The organism is Kitasatospora sp. NPDC059599, assembly GCF_042735125.1.
In the GTDB taxonomy this organism is placed as follows: domain Bacteria; phylum Actinomycetota; class Actinomycetes; order Streptomycetales; family Streptomycetaceae; genus Kitasatospora.
In genome coordinates, this window is the sequence record NZ_JBHWCL010000097.1 from 18,532 (window position 1) to 35,541 (window position 17,010).

Sequence of the window (17,010 nt, forward strand, 5' to 3'; positions counted from 1 at the left end):
CCACCGAGCGCCCCACAGGAACGCCCGGCACCGCAATGTTCACCGATATGCCGTAACCATGCGTCAAACTCCGCCTCAGATCCCCCATTCGGGCGGCGCAAGCGCACACGCACCAGCGCGCGCCGGGCGCGCGAGCTGGGGACACCTGCCGTATCACTGCTGACTTGCCACCGTCGGACGTGGACGGTCCGGCCTCCCAGGCTGTGGCGGCAGGCGCCGAGTTGCTCGCGCCGCCGGCCGACATGCCCTACGGCGCCCGGCAGTCGGTGCTGCGCGACCCGTTCGGCCACGTCCGGATCTTCCTGACGCCCCTCGCGTGATCCCCGCTCACGCACCCGTTCCCGTCCGGGCGCCGTACTTGCCGCCGCGGGAGGCGAGTTCCTTGATCACGACCCCGGTGCGGCCGCTGACGTGCGCCCGCCGGAGGGTGTCGTCGCGCCGGGTGAACTGGCCGACGGCGTTGTCGCGGCCGAGGGTGACGGCGCGGGCGATGTAGCGCGGCGTGTACGGCGTGGGGGTGCGGCCGGCGATCAGACGGGCCACGTTGTCGACGGCGTGGGCGGCCTGCGGGCCGGCCAGGGCACAGGCGAAGCGGGCCCCGGGGACCGCGGCGCAGTCGCCGACGGCGAAGATCCGTTCGTCGTCGACGCTGCGCAGTGACGCCTCCACGACCGCGCGGCCGTCCCCGTCCACGGTCAGACCGCTGCGCGTCGCCAGGTCGGGGACCCCGGACACGATCGCCCACAGCGTGAGGTCGGAGATCAGTGACACGCCCGACCGCAGGTGCACGACGCCGTCGGCGGCCGCCGTGACGCTGTCGTCCGTGATCTCGACCCGCAACCGCTCCAGCCCGGCCCGGACCTTCCGGTACGCCCGGCCGGTGAAGCCGTCGGCGACCGCCGGCCCGACGATCCGCACCGTCAGGTCCGGCCGCGCCCCTGCCACCTCGGCCGCTGTCTCGATGCCCGTCGCGCCGCCGCCGACCACCGTCACCGTGCTGCCCGGCGTCAGCGAGGCGAGCAGTGCCCGCGCCCGCTCCGCCCCCTCCCAGGTACCGACCGGGACGGTGCCCGGCAGCGGCCGCACCGTGCTGCCCACGGCGAGGAACGCCCAGTCGAAGGAGAGGGACGTGCCGTCGTCGAGGACGACCCGGCCGTCGGCGAACCAGTCGACGGCGCCGACCCGCAGCGCCACCCCGGTGCGGAGCATCGCCGCGATCGGCGTCGCGGCGACGGCCGTCCCGGCGACCTGCTGGTGCAGCCGGACGCGTTCCACGAAGTCGGGGCGCGGGTTGACCACCGTGACCTCGGCGGCCCGCACCTTCCTCGCGACCCGGTTGGCCGCGAGCATCCCCGCGTACCCGGCGCCCACCACGACGACCTTCATCTCGGGAATCACCCTCATCTCTGCCTCCCTGCCGTCTGCTCGTCGGCATGGAGATACCGACGGGCCCGGAGCCGTGACACCGCACCGGTGTGGCGCGGGACACACGGCGCGGCATGTCACGGATCGGCGGGCTCCGGCGTCCTGTGGGAGGCAGCGCCGAACCAGGAGGAGAGACCATGAGCAGCGAGAGCGACGACGGCCGCCGTCCCGACCCGGCCACCGAGGCGTTCGTCGCCCACCGCAACCTGCTCTTCACCGTCGCCTACGAGATGCTCGGCTCGGCGGTGGACGCCGAGGACGTCCTGCAGGAGACCTGGCTGCGCTGGGCGGGCGTCGACCTCGCCACGGTGCGCGACCACCGCGCCTACCTGGTCCGGATCACCACCCGGCAGGCACTCGGACGGCTGCGCACGCTCAGCCGGCGCAGGGAGTCGTACGTCGGGCCGTGGCTGCCCGAACCGCTGCTCACCTCGCCCGACGTGGCCGAACAGGTCGAGCTGGCCGACAGCATCTCGATGGCGATGATGATGGTCCTGGAGACCCTCGCGCCCACCGAGCGGGCCGTGTTCGTCCTGCGCGAGGTGTTCGACCTCGGGTACGAGGAGATCGCCGAGGCCGTCGACAAGACCCCGGTCGCGGTCCGCCAGATCGCCCACCGGGCGCGGGTGCACGTCGCGGCGCGCCGTCCGCGCGGCACCGTCTCGCCGGAACAGGCCCGGACCGCGATCGCGGCCTTCCAGCGGGCCGTCGAGACCGGTGACCTGCAGGGCCTGCTGGACCTCCTCGCCCCCGACGTGGTCGCCCTCAGCGACGGCGGCGGCATCAAGCAGGCCATGCCGCGGCCCACCGTCGGGGCCGAGCCGGTCGCCCGCCTGCTGACCGCCGGCGTCGCCCTGTGGGGCCCGGTGGTGACGACCGAACCGGCCCAGGTCAACGGGCACCCGGCGCTGGTCCTGCGGATCGACGGGGAGATCGACCTGGTGGTGGCGATGCGGCTCGACGAGGGACTGATCACCGGCATCTACTCGGTGCGCAACCCGGAGAAGCTGACGTACATGACGCGGGAGACGACGGTGAGCCTCTGAGTCGCGTTCCCTCGATCCCGGCCGACGTTTCCGAACGCACGCGCACGGTGCGACCTGGCACGGCCGTACGCTGTCCCGCAACACGGACAGACGAGGTCGTTCGGAAGTCGGGGAAACCAGTGGAACTACGTCAGTTGCGCGTCTTCGAGGCCGTCGTCGCCCACCGCACCGTGCCCGGCGCGGCCGTGGCGCTCGGACTCGCCCCGTCCTCCGTCTCGGAGCAGATCCGCACGCTGGAGCGGAGCCTGGGCACCGAGCTGTTCGAACGGGCCCTGCGCGGTATGACCCTCACCCCGGCCGGGGAGCGGCTGTTGCCGTGGTCCCGGCGGCTGCTGGAGCAGGCCGAGCAGGCCCGGCGGGAGGTGGTCGCGGTCCGCGCCCGGCTGCGGCTCGGCGCACTGGGGAGCATCGCGGCCACCCACCTGCCCGCCGTGCTCGCCCGGCTCGCCGAACACCGGCCCGGCCTGGAGATATCCCTGCACACCGGCACCGCCCGGGACGGCCTGCTCGGCGGGGTCGCGGCCGGAGCCCTGGAGGCGGCGCTGATCCTGGACACCGCCGGCCCGCTCGGCGACCTCGGCTTCTACCTGCCGCCGGCCCCGCTCGACCACGTCGACCTGCAGGACGTCCCGCTCGCCCTGGTCGCCGCCCCCACCGACCCGCTCGCCGGCGCCACCTCGCTCACCCGCGAGCACCTGCGCGGCCGGCGGCTCCTCGTCGACACCCCCGCCTGTTCCTTCCACCTCGCCGGCGAGCGCCTGTTCGGCCAGGACGTCGACCGCGTCCGCACCGGCGGTGTCGCCGTCACCCGTGCCTGCGCCGAACAGGGCCTCGGCGTCGCGCTCCTACCGGAGTTCGCGGTCCACGACCAGCTGGCCGCCGGCACCCTGGTCCGCCTGCCGCTCGATCCCCCGCCGCTGCGCCTGCGCCTGGTCTGGCGCAGCGGCCGCGAGACCGTGCCGGGCCTGCGCGAGGTCCTGTACGCCGCCCCGGCCTGAGCCGGGCCGGCCTGAGCCCGCCCGACCACCGGAGGCGGTCACCGGGCAGCGGCCTTGGCGCCCACACGGCAGCGACGTAGCGGGCGGTGCACGACTCGGGAGCGCGAACCCGGCGGCCCGGGCCACCGCCGCGAACGGAGATCAGCCGGACGGGACCCGAAGCCCCTTCCGGTGAAGGCGAGTTGAGCCCCCGGGAGCCGGTTGACGGGATGGACCGGCGTACGTACGGTCCAGGGTGGACACGGTCCACATCCAGGGGGTCACCGTGAGGCATGTCGACTTGGCCGGGCAGGGCGAGCAGATCGATCCGAGCAACCCGGGGCACTGGCTCGCCCTGGCCCTGGTCTGCGGACTCTTCACCCTCGGCCTGCTGGTCTTCAGACGCAAGGTCACGCCCCGCGGCTGGATCGGCCGGTCACCCGCCTTCCAGCGGATCTTCCCGAAGGTCTGGGGCGGACTCGTCATGACGGTCACGGGCACGGCCGTCGTCGGAATGCTGCTGAGCAGCCTGGGCCTGCACCCCACGGGCCGGTAGCCGCACGCCCCGCACCCACCGCGGGCGCCCGGGGCGTGCGTCGGGCCCTCCCTATCCAGGCCTGGAAGGACTCCTCGTCACGCCAGCGCGTGTAGACGAGGTAGTTGTCGGCGCCCTCGACCGGGCAGCGCATCTCCGGATGCATCTTTGCGCCATGGCCGAAGACCTGGCGACTCGCGCTCCGGGGTACACCGCATTCGGCGATCGGCGTCCACCCCGCACTGGAATTCACTCGCTATCCAGGAGGTGGCAGAGTACAAAGGAAGACGCACCTCCATTCGTGACCGCTCAGCTTCCATTGACAGCACCCCGGATCTGTAGTGATGTCAGGAATTGGATCGATGGGATCGGTGGGATCGATCGCCCGATCAACGAACCTGGTGACAATCTCATTGCCCTGAACGTTCGACACCGCGACCTGGCGGTCGAAGTCGACTTTCATGACTTCAACCAGGCCGCCGATGTAGTGGATCGAGTAGTTCATGGCGACATCAGGATACCTGTCAAATACGGCCTTGATGTCATCGAAAAAGGCGGCGTGGTGAATTGGTCCGACCTTCGGCTTCGTCTTCATGAATTCTCCAGAGGTTCCAGTGCCGCCTGGCCGCTCATCAGTCAACATGCGCAACGCGCCTGACGGGAAGGTGCGCCGCCTGATTCGCAATTTCATTGCCGCTCTACAGCGCCGGACGGCCAAGCTGTCGCCATTGCGACCGCACCCATGCTGGATCAGCCGAGAGAGCCGGTGGGGGAGGAGTCCGCCCACTGCGCGAACCTCATCCGGTCCATGTTCACCTTTCATGCTAGCGCTCACGCCACCCACCGTCCTGGTGACTCTCGGTAGCCGCCGCCTTGGCCAATATTCACCGCCAGATCGGATGCACTTCCCGTCCTCCTCGACAACCAGTCCCGGTCGGCCGCCACTCACCTCTCCCTCATCGCTGGCGGCCGAGCAAGCACTTCGGGCCCCGCCCCGTCAGGGGAAGGGCCCGAAGGAAGAGAAGGAACAGCGACCAGGCAGACTCAGGCGTTCTTAGGGCCGGTCGACTGGACGACGTCGAAGGACCAGAGGGTGGAGCCGGAGGCCGCGGGGCGCTTGGGGGCCTCGCCCTCACCGCCGTTCTGGTGGGCCGACTTCATGGGGCCCTCCATCCAGGCCTGGAAGGACTCCTCGTCACGCCAGCGCGTGTAGACGAGGTAGTTGTCGGTGCCCTCGACCGGGCGGAGCAGCTCGAACCACTCGAAGCCGTCGGAGCCCTCGACCGAACCGGCGCGGGAGGCGAAGCGCTTCTCCAGCACCTCGCGCTGCTCGGCGGGAACGGTCAGTACGTTGATCTTGACTACGCTCATGGCTCCATCCTGCCGCACAGAACAGGACGGGCGGCGGGCGACCGGCCGGTCAGGCGATCCAGGCCGGGAGGACCCGCTCGGCGTCGCGCGGGGCCATGTCACAGGCGCCTTCGGGGGTGATGGCGTCGGGGTTGTAGGCGCGGGAGGGGGAGGTGGAGGCGACGACGGCGGTGAAGCCCTCGGCGGTGGTGATGCGGCGGGCGGTGTCGGCGGGCAGGACGAGGGTGTCGCCGGTGGCGAGTTCGTGCTTCTCCCCGGCCAGTTCGACGGCGGCGGAGCCGTCGAGGAAGGTCCAGATCTGCTCGGCGTCCATGGCGTGGAGCGGGCCCTGGGTGCCGGCCCGCATGTCGACCTGCCACATCGCGAGGGTGGCGGAGCCCTGGGTGGGCGAGGCGAAGGTGGTCATCTCGGCGTTCGGGGTCTCGGACCGGCGGGCGTCGGAGCGGCGGATCACGGACATGGTGGTGGAACCCCCTAAGATGGACAATCAAGTTGTCTATATGGTCAATGAGGTTGTCTATCGTGTCAAGTGAACCGGCCCCGCCCGGCTTCGAACTGCCGCTGCGCCTGCTCCTCGCCTTCCGGACGATCATCGACGAACTGCACGAGCGCATCGCCCGGGAAGGACACCCGGACCTGCGCCCGATGCACGGCTTCGTCTTCCAGGCGATCGGCCCGCACGGCACCACCGCCGTCGAACTCGGCCGCAGCCTCGGCGTCTCCAAGCAGGCCGCCGGCAAGACCGTCGAACAGCTGGAGCAGCTCGGCTACGTCGAGCGCGGCAGCGACCCGGCCGACGCCCGCCGCAAGGTGGTCCGGCTCACCGACCGGGGCGTGGACTGCCTGGTCCGCTCGGCCCGGATCTTCGACGAACTGCGCGCCGAGTGGTCCGCCACCCTCGGCGAGGAGCAGCTGCGCCAGGTGGAGGACGGCCTGCGCCGGCTCGCCCCCGGCGACCCGTTCCGCCTCGACACCCCGCGCTGGTTCGGCTCGCCGTGAGGGAACGACGCGGACGCACGCGTGCCACCCCGCCGCAGGAGGATGGGGTGGCACGGGTGCGCGCGGCCACTGGCCGACGGTCGGCAGCTTCGCGGTGAGCGCGGTCGGGACGCCGACCACGGTGGTCGGGTCGAGCAGCTTCGAGTCCGGCGGACGGGCGGCCCGGCCAGGCCGGCTGCCCTCGGGGTCCCGCCCGGGCCGCCGAGACGTCAGGCCTGCGGGAGTCCCCGCGTCGCGAGGGTCTGGTTCTTGTACGCCGCGACACCGGTGATCTCGGCGCCGAACCAGTCCGGCGGGGTGAAGGCCTCGGCCTCGGCGACCGAGCCGAACTCGACCTCGGCGGTCAGCAGGCCCGCCAACTCCCCCTGGTAGACGTCGACCTCGACGGTGACGCCGGCCGAGTCGAAGGTGTACCGGTCCTTGAGCAGCCGGGCGCCCTCGGTGGCCGGCCAGAGCTCGGTGAACTCCTCCTCGCCGAGCTCGCGCTCCACCTCGACGCGGACGGCGGAGGCCCCCGCCTTGCCGCGCTTGACGCCGAGGACGTGGCTGCCGCCGATCCGGCGCAGCCGCACCTCGGTCCCGTCGTCCTTGATCGCGATGTAGCCCTGGTCGATGTGCTGCCGCACCGCCGTCTCCGGCGGTTCGAAGGCGTCCAGCCGGAACTTGCGCTCGATTTCGAGCGGCATGCCGCACCCTCTCGACGGAGTTCCCCCGGCGGCCGACGCGGCCGGGGCCGGTAGGCGACGATACGTCACCCGGTCGCGCCCTGCCGCTCCCACCGGCCCGGACGCCTCAGAACGACCGCCCCTCGCCGCCTCAGAACGACCGCCCCTCGCCGCCCCGGTACGGCGGCTCCGGCCCGACCGGGTCGGGCTTGTCCCGCAGGTCGGCGCAGAGCGTGGAGCTGAGCCTGGTCAGCAGTTCGGCGAGGTCGGTGTACTGCTTCTCGTCCCAGTCGCCCAGCAGGTCGGCGAGTTGGGCGCGCCGGGCGGCGACCAGTCGCAGTGCGGCCTCCTCCCCCGGTTCGGTGAGCCGCAGGGGCAGCCCCCCGTTCCGCGCGGCCAGCCCCCGGCCCTCCACCTCCCGGACGGCGTCCTCGACGACGGCGATCGGCACGATCCGCCGCTCGGCCAGTTCCGCCGGTTCGACCGAGCCGTGCTGGTGCATCTGCAGGAGCAGCCAGCTGGAGGCGGGCAGCAGGTCCAGTCCGGCGGTGGCGGTGATCCGCCGGAAGAGGTCGCGACGGGCCTCGCGGGTGCTCAGCACCGAGAGCGCGCGGGCGATCTCGTCCAGGGAGCTGCGCTCCACCGGGTTGAGCCCGATGGACTCGCTCAGGTCGGGCGCGGTGACGGTGGAGCGCAGTGGCTGCTCCCGCAGGAACAGCGACAGCACGAAGGCGACCACCGCGACGGGCACCGCGTACAGGAAGACGCGGGTGATCGACTCCGCGTAGGCGTGGTAGATCCCCTCCTGGACGGGGGCGGGCAGCTGCGGGATGACCCGCGGGTCGGTGGTGATGGCCTCGGGCCGGAACCCGGGCGGCAGTGGCACGCCCGCCAGGACGTCGGCGAGCCGGTCGCGCAGTCCGCTCGCGAAGACCGTGCCGAAGATGGAGACGCCGAAGGAGGCCCCGATGGACCGGAAGAAGGTCACGCCGGCGGTGGCCACGCCGAGGTCCTCGTAGCCGACCGAGTTCTGCACGATCAGCACCAGCACCTGCATCACCAGGCCCAGCCCGAGGCCGAAGACCAGGAAGTAGAAGCTCATCTCGGTGGTGCTGCTGTGCTCGTCCAGCCGGGAGAGCAGCAGCAGTCCCACCGTCGTCACGGCGGTCCCGGCGATCGGGAAGATCCGGTAGTGGCCGGTGCGGGCGACGATCTGGCCGGAGCCGATGGAGGTGACCAGCATGCCCAGCACCATCGGCAGCATGTGGATGCCGGACATGGTGGGCGAGACCTGCATGACCACCTGGAGGAAGGTCGGCAGGTAGGTGAGCGCGCCGAACATCGCGAAGCCGATCACGAAGGAGATCACCGCGACCAGGCTGAAGGTCCGTGAGCGGAACAGTCGCAGCGGCAGGACCGGCTCGACGGCCGTCCGCTCGACCAGGACGAAGGCGAGCAGCAGCACCATGCCGAGCACGCCGAGGCCGGTGATCTGCCAGGAGTTCCAGTCCCAGGTGGTGCCGCCGAGCGAGGTCATCAGCACCAGGCAGGTGGCGACGGCGGCGATCAGTGCGGTGCCGAGGTAGTCGATCCGGTGCTCGCGCCGCGCCTCCGTCGGGTGCAGCACCGCGGCGATCACCACCAGGGCGACGATGCCGATCGGCAGGTTGATGTAGAAGACCCAGCGCCAGCTGAGGTGGTCGACGAACAGCCCGCCGAGCAGCGGCCCGAGCACGCTGGTCACGCCGAACACGGCGCCGAACAGGCCCTGGTAGCGGCCGCGGTCGCGGGGCGGGACGAGGTCGCCGACGATCGCCTGGGAGAGCACCATCAAACCGCCGCCGCCCAGGCCCTGGAGTGCCCGGAAGGCGATCAGCTCCCCCATGTTCTGCGCGACGCCGCACAGCACCGAGCCGATCAGGAAGATCACGATGGAGGCCTGGAAGAAGCGCTTCCGGCCGTACATGTCGCCGAGCTTGCCCCAGAGCGGGGTCGCGGCGGTGGAGGCCAGCAGGTAGGCGGTGACCACCCAGGACAGGTGGTCGAGGCCGCCGAGGTCGCTGACGATGGTGGGCAGCGCGGTGGAGACGATGGTCTGGTCGAGGGCCGCGAGCAGCATCGCCAGCAGCAGGGCCCCGATCGGCACCCAGAGGTTGTGGACGGCGACCGTCGGCGGGCCGGGCTCGCTCGCCGGGCTCCGGTCGGACGCGGCGAGCGGATCCGTCATGGCGTCTCCGTGGGCATGGCGTCTCCGAAGGGTCGCGGGCCCCGGCTGCCGGGCCCCGTGCGGATGATCACTCCCAGCTCACCATGCTGGCAGATTCGTCCAGTTTTGTTCCTCCGGGTTGAGCCGAACGTAAGCATCGGGGACATCGGCGGCGTCCGGGGCGTTCTCGGGGGAGCCAACCGGCACCAACCGGCACAACACCCCCGCCGGAGGCAGGACGCCCCTGTCCCGCCCCCGGGACGTCCTGCATAATCAGGCGCGATCGTGCGCCCCGGGCCCCGCCCGGGAGCCGTCGAGACCGCCCGCGAGACCGACCGAAACCGAGGAGGACCGGCCGATGCCGGACCAGCACTGCCCGACGTGCGGCACCGCACGCTCGACCGGGTGCGGCTGCGTCCCGGACCCGAGCCTCACCGAGACGGCCGTCCTCCCCCACATCGAGGGCCCGCCGCTGGTGCGCCCGTACGTCTCGCAGACCGCCGGCCAGGTGGCCGAGGAGCCGTCGGCGCAAGCGCCGACGGTGGACCCGTTCGCGACCACCGTGCTGCCGCCGGTCGCCCCCGGCGGGCCGTTCGCCCCCGGGCCGCCCTTCGCCGCCGGCGCGCCGGTCACCCCGCCGCTCGGGCCGGACGCGGACGCCTACGCGACCACGGTGCTGCCGCCCGTCCTCCCGGGGCAGCCCCCGCTGGGGCCGGACGCCGACGCCTACGCCACCACGGTGCTGCCGCCGGTGCCGCCCTCCGGGCCCGGCGCGTACGCGGCCGCGCCGCCGCGCTCGCCGGCCGGGGACGGTGGCGGGGGCGAGATCGGCCTCTTCCCCTTCGACAACGCCCCGACCGGGCCCGAGCCGGGGACGGGCGGCGGCCGGGCCGCCCGCCGGGCGGCCGAGCAGGGCACCGGGAGCCCGCTGACCGAGCGCAAGGGTCTGCTGGTCGGGGTCGGCGCCGCCCTGGTGGCGCTCACCATCGGCGTCGCGTACGCCGTGACGCCCTCCGAGCCGGACGCCAAGCAGGCGCAGCCCCTGCCGACCACCACCCTGGCGCCCGCGCCGGTGGACCCGACCCCGGCGGCGGTGCCCACGACGACCGCGTCGGCCTCGACCAGCGAGGCGCCGAGCCCGTCGGCGACGGCGACCCGCAAGCCGACGCCGTCGAAGACCGCCACCCCGACGCCGACCCCCACGCCGACGCCCACGCCCACCCCGACGCCGACACCGACCCCCACCCCGACGCCGCCCCCCACGCCGACGCCGACGCCCACCCCGCGGCTGCTGAAGCTGGGGATGACCGGGGCCGATGTCAAGGACATGCAGCAGCGCCTGTACACGGCCGAATGCGGATTCGTCGACAAGTCGATCGTCACCGGCACCTTCGACTACTGGACCCAGTCGGTGCTCGGCGACTACCAGCGCCAGAACCACATCAAGGGCGAGAACAACGTCTACGGTCCCAAGACCCAGTCCGTCCTCACCGCCGATCCCGGCTGCTGACCCCGGGCACGCGGAAGGGCGGCGCCCGCCGGTCAGCGGACGCCGCCCGTCGGCCGGCCGGGGTTCGGCCGGCCGAGGTGGCCAGGGCCGCCGGGGCCGCCGTCAGCCGGTGATCGCCCCGAAGAGGCTGACGCCCGCCAGCACCACCATGATCGACGCCGCCACCCGGATGATCAGCTTCATCGGCACGTACTTGAGCAGCTTCTGCCCACCCACGATGGCGATCCCGCCGACCGCGCAGAGCGCCAGCCAGGAACCGAGGCCCACCGCCAGCGGATCGGCGTACTTGGCGGCCAGGTTGGCGGTCATGATCTGGGTCAGGTCGCCGAACTCGGCGATAGCGACGACCACGAAGCCGGCCCCGGCCACCTTCCAGAAGCTGTTCGAGGACGGCTCCTTGGCCGCGTGCTCGTCCTCGTCCCCGCCGCCGTGGAACAGCAGCATCGCCGCGCCGACCAGGAAGAGCAGGCCGGTGACGCCCTCCACCCAGCGGTGCGGCAGCAGCGACAGCAGGTGCCCGGCGACGAGCGCGATGCCCACCTGGAGGGCGAAGGCGGCGGCGATGCCGGCGAAGACGTAGCTCGCGCGGTACTTGGTACCGAGCACCAGGCTGGCCAGCGCGGTCTTGTCCGGCAGTTCGGCCAGGAAGATGATGCCGAAGGTCAACACGGCGACGGTGAAACTCATCAAGGGATTCCTCGGTCCGGCTGCCCGGCCTCCGCAGCTCCGCCAGGGGACGCTTCGGCCCGACAGCACTGGTCATGGTCACAGCACTGCGGCCGAAGGTCTCGCCGGCAACGCTCTGCGAGCGGTGCCCCGGGCGCCGGGCCCCTGGGGGCCAGTATGTCGACGGTCCGGTGGAGGGCTACTCCCCTTCAACGCCCCCAGCCTACCCGACGCCGCCCGGCGCCCCGACGCCGTCGGCGCCCGGGCCCGCGACCCCGGCCGTCATCGGGCGTCGCCCGGCGCCCCCGCCACCACCCGGCCCCGGCCGACCAGTTCCAGGACCACCACGATCGCCACCGACTCCACCGCCAGCAACCCGACCAGCACGAACAGCTGCACCGCGCCCGCCTGGACGGGCGACGCCCCGCCGAGCAGCATCCCGACGAAGGCCCCCGGCAGGGTGACCAGCCCGACCGTACGGGTCTGGTCCAGGGCCGGGACGAGCGAGGTCGCAGCGGCCGTCCGGCAGATCTCCAGCCGTGCCTCGCGCTCCTCGAAGCCCAGCGCCAGCGCCGCCTCCACCTCGCCGCGCCGCTGCCGCAGCTCGTCCAGGGCGCGTCGCCCGGCCAGCGAGGTCGCGCTGAGCGCGCCACCGATCAGGATGCCCGCGACCGGGATGACGGACAGGCCCTTCGGCGGCAGCAGCCCGACGGCCAGCAGCAGGGTGAGCACCGGCAGCACCCCGGCCCCGATCGGCGCGGCCGCCCAGACCCAGCCGGGCCCCGGGGTCATCCGCCGCCCGGCGGTGCGCACCGCGACCGAGAACATCACCAGCACGAACAGCGCGGACCACCAGAGCGAGCCGACCACCCAGGTGATCACGGCGGCGACCGCCGCCAGCTGCACCACCGCCCGCAGCCCGGCCCGCAGCACCGCGTGCCCGTGGCCGAGCAGGCCCTTGCCGGCCACCACGACGGCGGCCGCCAACAGCACGGCGGTGACCACCCCGAGCACCGGGGTGACCGGCAGCAGCTGGCCGCCGCCGGACGCCGCAAGGACCATCAGATCCAGCTGGTGAACCACATCCGGTCCTGCCAGGACGACATCGGGATCACCTCCGCCGTGTACAGCGGGTAGAAGAAGGCGAAGCAGCCGACGATCGCCAGCACGACCGCCCCGGCGCCGATCGCGCCGATCCGGCGGCGCTCGCGGCTGCAGCCGGGCGGGCCGAGCATCGCCCCGAGCATCTGGGCGACGGCCAGGCACAGGAACGGCACCAGCACGACCATGTAGAAGGAGAAGATCGTCCGCTCCTGGTACCGGAACCAGGGCAGGTAGATCCCGGCCACCGCGCACAGCACCGCGCCCGAGCGCCAGTCCCGCCGGAAGAACCAGCGCCACAGCAGGTAGATCAGCGCGAAGCAGGCCGCCCACCACAGGAACGGCGTGCCCAGGCCGAGGATCTGCGCCGCGCAGCCCCCGGAGGAGGTGCAGCCGCGGCTGCCGACGGGGACCTGCTCCCAGTACATCGAGACCGGGCGGCCGTCGACCAGCCAGGCGAAGGGGTTGGACTGGTAGGTGTGCGGGGTGCTCAGGCCGGTGTTGAAGTCGTACATCTGCGAGTGGTAGTGCCACAGACTGCGCAGCGGCGCGGGCACCCAGCTCATCGACACCTGCGGCAGCGGGACGCCCAGGAAGCTGTCCGGGGACAGCCCGGCGCGGCCGTCCGCCCAGTGCCGGTCGTACCCGCCGCCGTTCCCGCCGTCGAGCAGCCAGCCGCCCCAGGCACCGACGTACACCACCAGGGCGGAGCCGACCATGGCCAGGAGGGCCGGTCCGGCGTCCAGCCGCAGCATGGACCGCCAGGGGCGGCGGGCTCCGGCGCCCCGGCGGCCGGCCTGGTCCCACAGCACGGTCAGGACACCGAAGGCGGCCAGGATCGGCGCGCCGTTCCACTTGACCGCGCAGGCGGCACCGATCAGCACCCCGGCGGTGATCCGCCAGGGACGCCACCCGAGCCCCACCCGGTCGGCGTCACCGCCGGTCCCGGCCACGGCCGCCAGCCGGGCGCGGGCGTGGTCGCGGTCGATCAGCAGGGCGCCGAAGGAACCGAGCACGAAGAACATCTGGATGCCGTCGAGCAGCCCGACCCGACTCATCACCAGTTGCAGGCCGTCCACCGACATCAGCAGTGCGGCGGTGCAGCCGATCAGGGTGGAGCCGAAGAGCCGGCGGCCGATCCGGGCCAGCATCAGCACGGTGACGGTGCCGAGCAGGGCGGTCATGAACCGCCAGCCGAAGGGGTGCAGGCCGAACAGCTGCTCGCCGATCGCCATCACCCATTTGCCGAGCGGCGGGTGCGCGATGAACTCGGGCGCGGAGGTCAGCGGGACGGACTGCGGGACGGCCAGGATGTCGGCGTTGGCGTGGTCCGGCCAGGTGCCCTCGTAGCCCTGCCGGAGCAGCGACCAGGCGTCCTTGGGGTAGTACGTCTCGTCGAAGACGAAGGCGTTGGGGTAGCCGAGGTTCCAGAACCGCAGCAGGCCCGCGAAGAGCGCGACGCCGATCGGCCCGAGCCAGCCGGAGCGGTCGGCCGCCCAGCGGACCGGGCCGCCGCGCGAAGCCGGTGCGGGGTCGACGGGGGCCGGGGCCACCGGGGGGTGCGTGAGCGCCGCTTGCGTCATTGCCTCGCCGATTCGCCTGTCTGCTCTGCCCGGGCCCCGGCGCTGCGGCCGATCCGGGCGGTCAACAGCCACTGACACTATGTGGCGGTGGTCGCTAAGCCAAGCGCGACGGGCGCCGACCAGGTGACCTGGTCGGCGCCCGTTCCGAACGCTCGTGCGTACCCTTCCGCTACGCGGCGGTCTGCAGCTCCCGGACCGGGAGGGCGTGGACCACGGCCGGGGCGGCGTTGTCCTGCTCCGGCGTGAGGTGCGGGCGCAGCCGCAGCGCCAGGACGACGACGAGCACCGTCGAGCCCGCCATCGCCGCCAGGTAGAGCGGCCAGGTGCCGGAACCGACCAGCAGCACGCCGACGGCCGGGCCGACCGCGATCGCGATCTGCTTCACCAGGGCGTACCCGGCGTTGTAGGTGCCGAGCAGTCGGGCCGGGGCGAGGTCGGCGACCATCGGGCCCATGGTCGGCGCGAGCAGCGACTCGCCGACGCCGAAGAGGGCGTAGATCGAGACGATGGCGACCGTGGCGGCCATGGTCTCGGTCCGGATCAGGCCGGCCACCAGGGCCATCGCCCAGGCACCGAGCCAGACCAGACCGGCCGCGGCCATCGCGGTGGTGCGGCGGCGGCGCGCGGTGATCCGCACCATGAACATCTGCAGCACCACGATGGTCAGCGCGTTGGCGCCGATCGCGAAGCCCAGGGTGGAGGGCGGGGTGCCGACGGTGTCGGTGGCGAAGGCCGCGACACCGGACTCGAACTGGCCGTAGCAGGTGAAGAAGATCAGGCCGGCGAGCACGCAGAGCCGCAGCATCGCCTTGTCGGCGACCAGCGCGCGCAGGCCGGTCGGGCCCTCGCTCTTCGGGTGGACGGCGCTCAGCCGGATCCGCGGCATCCGGGCGGTGCCGGTGACCAGGGCCAGGCCGAGGAAGGTCGCCGCCTCGATGGTGAACAGCCGGGTCAGGCTGGCCGGGTCGGCGACGTCGACGATCTGCCCGCCGACCAGCGCGCCGATGCCCATGCCCAGGTTGACCAGGGTGAACTGCAGCGCGAAGGCGTGCGAACGGGTCGCCGCCGTCGAGCAGCGGACGATCATCGTGGCGAGCGCCGGCTGGCAGGTGGTGACACCCGCGCCGAACAGGAAGGAGGAGACCAGCAGGGCCGGCGTGCCGGTGGCGTGGCCGAAGGCGAACGCACCGGCGGCGGCGAGCGCCGTCCCGGCCAGCAGCACCGGCCGGGGACCGTACTTGTCGATGCCGCGCCCGGTGAACGGCAGGACCGCGAGGGCCGCCAGCGCGAAGACGGTGAACACCATCCCGGCCGCCAGCGAGCCCAGCCCGCGCACCTGGTCCACGTACACGAACATGTACGGCATCGTGAACCCGCTGCCGAACGCGCTGAGCGCGTTGCCGATCTGGACGCGGCGCAGCGGGCTGCCCGCCCCACGTCGCTGCTGCCTCTGCTGCTTCACCGTGCCGGCCACCGTGCACATCCCTTCCAAGGTTCGACTGGATACTCTTAAGTCCAGAAGATTTCAGAGCTAAAGTTTGACGAGATAAAGTCTTAGCACCGGAAGACTGCCGAGTCAAAGGCTTAAGGAGTGCACCCTCGTGCGACACTGGTCCGCATGACTACGGACAAGCCGGCGCCGGCTGCCGACAAGCCCGCCCCGGCCACCCCCCTGGAGTTCGGCATCGCCGAGCAAGTAGCCCTCTACCAGCGGGAGTTCCCCACCGTCGACCCCCAGGTGGAGACCATCGTCCAGACCCTCAACCGGGTCTCCCGCCGGATGGGCGTCGCGTACGACCGCCAGCTGACTGTGCTCGGGATCACCTCCGCCGAGTGGGAGGTGCTCAAGGCCCTGGTGGTCTCCGGCAGCCCCTACCGGCTCGGGCCGGGCGAGCTCGCCAAGCGGCTCGGACTCACTCCGGCGGCGATGACGCACCGGATCGACCGGATGGTGGGCGACGGCCTGGTCACCCGGGAGCGGGACGAGTCCAACCGGGTGCGGGTGATCATCGAGCTGACCGAGACCGGCCGCGACAAGTGGCTGGAGTCGATGCGGATGGCGGCGGTGTTCGAGGAGGAGCTGCTCCAGGACGTCGTGGGTGAGGAGCGCACCGCGCTCTCCGCCCTGCTGGCCCGGATGCTGCGGCGGATCGAGGAGAGCCGGCCGGACGCGCCCGGACGCACCGCCGACCCGGCCTGAACGCCGGGAGGGAAGGCCGGACCGACGGATTTTCCGTTGGCTTCCGGCCTTTCGTATGCCAATCTGCGTGGCGCCCGGGAACCACTGAGGCACCGTCACACGATTGGCTCACACCATGCCGCTCAAGCGCACGTCCGCCCTGCTCGCCACCGTCGTCGTGGCCGGGCTCGGGCTCACCGCCTGCAACGACGACGGCTCGTCCGCCGCCGCCCCGAGCGTCGTCGCGAGCACGACCGCGGCGGCCTCCCCGACGGCCCCGGCCGGCTCCGCCCCGGCGGCCTCCCCGACCGCCTCGCAGCCGGCTTCCGTCCCGGCCGCCCCGGTCACGACCCCGGCCGCCACCCCGCCGGCGGGCGCGACCCCGCCCGCCGGAGTGGTCCAGAACGGCAGGACCCGGCCGGCCGACCTGCCCGCCGACATACCGCTCCCCCCGGGGAAGATCACCCTGGTCAACGGCGCGGCGGGCGCCTACATCATCACCTGCGAGGCCGCGGCCGGTGACTACGACACGTACCAGGCGGCGCTCAAGGCCGCGGGCTTCGAGGTCACCTCCACGGGGGGCGGCTCGGGCCTCGCCGAGCGCGGCGCGGACAACCTGGTGATCACCAGCTCGTCGACCTCGATCTCGGTCGCCTACGCCAAGGTCTGAGCGGCCGGGCGGGACACGCCCCGCCGGCCCGCGGGAACGACGGAGGTCCGGCCCGCCGGGGGGTGCTCCCCCTGGCT

The 17,010-nt window shown here is 72.6% G+C and carries 18 protein-coding genes and 1 pseudogene; 9 read left to right on the top strand and 10 right to left on the bottom strand.

Annotated features, from left to right (window positions below):
* The first annotated feature begins 86 nt into the window (after positions 1-86).
* On the top strand, positions 87-320 hold the full coding sequence (locus ACFV04_RS28600; protein ID WP_380533485.1) for a VOC family protein: 234 nt from the start codon (positions 87-89) through the stop codon (positions 318-320).
* A gap of 7 nt (positions 321-327) precedes the next feature.
* Here the strand turns inward: ACFV04_RS28600 and ACFV04_RS28605 are convergent, their stop codons facing one another.
* Positions 328-1,404: an NAD(P)/FAD-dependent oxidoreductase gene (locus ACFV04_RS28605; protein WP_380533470.1), complete on the bottom strand. Its 1,077-nt coding sequence runs from the start codon at positions 1,402-1,404 to the stop codon at positions 328-330.
* A 158-nt stretch (positions 1,405-1,562) separates the two neighbouring features.
* Between ACFV04_RS28605 and ACFV04_RS28610 the strand changes: the two genes are divergently transcribed.
* The 3 genes from ACFV04_RS28610 to ACFV04_RS28620 all read left to right on the top strand — a co-directional run bounded on the left by ACFV04_RS28610 (position 1,563) and on the right by ACFV04_RS28620 (position 4,004).
* Positions 1,563-2,471 (top strand): RNA polymerase sigma-70 factor, encoded by a 909-nt coding sequence (locus ACFV04_RS28610; protein ID WP_360249521.1) that lies wholly within the window; start codon positions 1,563-1,565, stop codon positions 2,469-2,471.
* Between the two features lie 119 nt (positions 2,472-2,590).
* Entirely contained in the window at positions 2,591-3,469 is an 879-nt protein-coding gene (locus ACFV04_RS28615) for a LysR family transcriptional regulator (protein ID WP_380347182.1), read from the top strand.
* A 265-nt stretch (positions 3,470-3,734) separates the two neighbouring features.
* On the top strand, positions 3,735-4,004 hold the full coding sequence (locus ACFV04_RS28620) for a hypothetical protein (protein ID WP_380347200.1): 270 nt from the start codon (positions 3,735-3,737) through the stop codon (positions 4,002-4,004).
* On the opposite strand, the pseudogene ACFV04_RS28625 reads toward ACFV04_RS28620, so the two are convergent.
* A pseudogene (locus ACFV04_RS28625) lies at positions 3,995-4,140 on the bottom strand (antibiotic biosynthesis monooxygenase family protein); the annotation flags it as partial. The gene ACFV04_RS28620 and the pseudogene ACFV04_RS28625 sit on opposite strands and share 10 nt — an antisense overlap.
* A 144-nt stretch (positions 4,141-4,284) precedes the next feature.
* Here ACFV04_RS28625 and ACFV04_RS28630 point away from each other — a divergent pair.
* The gene (locus tag ACFV04_RS28630) at positions 4,285-4,641 is read left to right on the top strand and encodes a hypothetical protein (protein WP_380347184.1); all 357 of its coding nucleotides are present in this window, start codon (positions 4,285-4,287) and stop codon (positions 4,639-4,641) included.
* Positions 4,642-5,027: 386 nt separating this feature from the next.
* Here ACFV04_RS28630 and ACFV04_RS28635 read toward each other — a convergent pair whose 3' ends face one another.
* Together ACFV04_RS28635 and ACFV04_RS28640 are read right to left on the bottom strand one after the other, a co-directional pair.
* On the bottom strand, positions 5,028-5,354 hold the full coding sequence (locus ACFV04_RS28635) for an antibiotic biosynthesis monooxygenase family protein (protein ID WP_380347186.1): 327 nt from the start codon (positions 5,352-5,354) through the stop codon (positions 5,028-5,030).
* Positions 5,355-5,403: 49 nt separating this feature from the next.
* Positions 5,404-5,814, bottom strand: a complete 411-nt coding sequence (locus tag ACFV04_RS28640; protein WP_380347187.1) for a cupin domain-containing protein — start codon at positions 5,812-5,814, stop codon at positions 5,404-5,406.
* Between the two features lie 47 nt (positions 5,815-5,861).
* Between ACFV04_RS28640 and ACFV04_RS28645 the strand changes: the two genes are divergently transcribed.
* Positions 5,862-6,353: a MarR family winged helix-turn-helix transcriptional regulator gene (locus tag ACFV04_RS28645; protein WP_380347189.1), complete on the top strand. Its 492-nt coding sequence runs from the start codon at positions 5,862-5,864 to the stop codon at positions 6,351-6,353.
* A 209-nt stretch (positions 6,354-6,562) separates the two neighbouring features.
* Here the strand turns inward: ACFV04_RS28645 and ACFV04_RS28650 are convergent, their stop codons facing one another.
* A complete protein-coding gene (locus tag ACFV04_RS28650) occupies positions 6,563-7,039 on the bottom strand; it encodes a CYTH domain-containing protein (RefSeq protein WP_380347191.1) in 477 nt (158 codons plus the stop codon).
* A 130-nt stretch (positions 7,040-7,169) separates the two neighbouring features.
* Positions 7,170-9,245 carry an MFS transporter gene (locus tag ACFV04_RS28655; protein ID WP_380533474.1) on the bottom strand — a complete coding sequence of 692 codons (2,076 nt, stop codon included), beginning with the start codon at positions 9,243-9,245 and terminating at the stop codon, positions 7,170-7,172.
* A 337-nt stretch (positions 9,246-9,582) separates the two neighbouring features.
* Between ACFV04_RS28655 and ACFV04_RS28660 the strand changes: the two genes are divergently transcribed.
* A complete protein-coding gene (locus ACFV04_RS28660; protein WP_380533476.1) occupies positions 9,583-10,734 on the top strand; it encodes a hypothetical protein in 1,152 nt (383 codons plus the stop codon).
* 102 nt (positions 10,735-10,836) lie between these two features.
* Here the strand turns inward: ACFV04_RS28660 and ACFV04_RS28665 are convergent, their stop codons facing one another.
* The 4 genes from ACFV04_RS28665 to ACFV04_RS28680 all read right to left on the bottom strand — a co-directional run bounded on the left by ACFV04_RS28665 (position 10,837) and on the right by ACFV04_RS28680 (position 15,546).
* Positions 10,837-11,424, bottom strand: a complete 588-nt coding sequence (locus tag ACFV04_RS28665; protein WP_360249494.1) for a TMEM165/GDT1 family protein — start codon at positions 11,422-11,424, stop codon at positions 10,837-10,839.
* A gap of 258 nt (positions 11,425-11,682) precedes the next feature.
* Positions 11,683-12,462 carry an ABC transporter permease gene (locus tag ACFV04_RS28670; RefSeq protein WP_380347199.1) on the bottom strand — a complete coding sequence of 260 codons (780 nt, stop codon included), beginning with the start codon at positions 12,460-12,462 and terminating at the stop codon, positions 11,683-11,685.
* Positions 12,462-14,084 carry a dolichyl-phosphate-mannose--protein mannosyltransferase gene (locus ACFV04_RS28675; protein ID WP_380533478.1) on the bottom strand — a complete coding sequence of 541 codons (1,623 nt, stop codon included), beginning with the start codon at positions 14,082-14,084 and terminating at the stop codon, positions 12,462-12,464. The genes ACFV04_RS28670 and ACFV04_RS28675 overlap by 1 nt, the downstream gene beginning before the upstream one ends.
* A gap of 169 nt (positions 14,085-14,253) precedes the next feature.
* On the bottom strand, positions 14,254-15,546 hold the full coding sequence (locus ACFV04_RS28680; protein ID WP_380533480.1) for an MFS transporter: 1,293 nt from the start codon (positions 15,544-15,546) through the stop codon (positions 14,254-14,256).
* 156 nt (positions 15,547-15,702) lie between these two features.
* Here ACFV04_RS28680 and ACFV04_RS28685 point away from each other — a divergent pair, with 156 nt between their 5' ends.
* Both ACFV04_RS28685 and ACFV04_RS28690 read left to right on the top strand, forming a co-directional pair.
* Positions 15,703-16,284 (top strand): MarR family winged helix-turn-helix transcriptional regulator, encoded by a 582-nt coding sequence (locus ACFV04_RS28685; RefSeq protein WP_380347196.1) that lies wholly within the window; start codon positions 15,703-15,705, stop codon positions 16,282-16,284.
* 103 nt (positions 16,285-16,387) lie between these two features.
* Positions 16,388-16,933: a hypothetical protein gene (locus tag ACFV04_RS28690; protein ID WP_380533483.1), complete on the top strand. Its 546-nt coding sequence runs from the start codon at positions 16,388-16,390 to the stop codon at positions 16,931-16,933.
* The last annotated feature ends 77 nt before the right edge of the window (positions 16,934-17,010 follow it).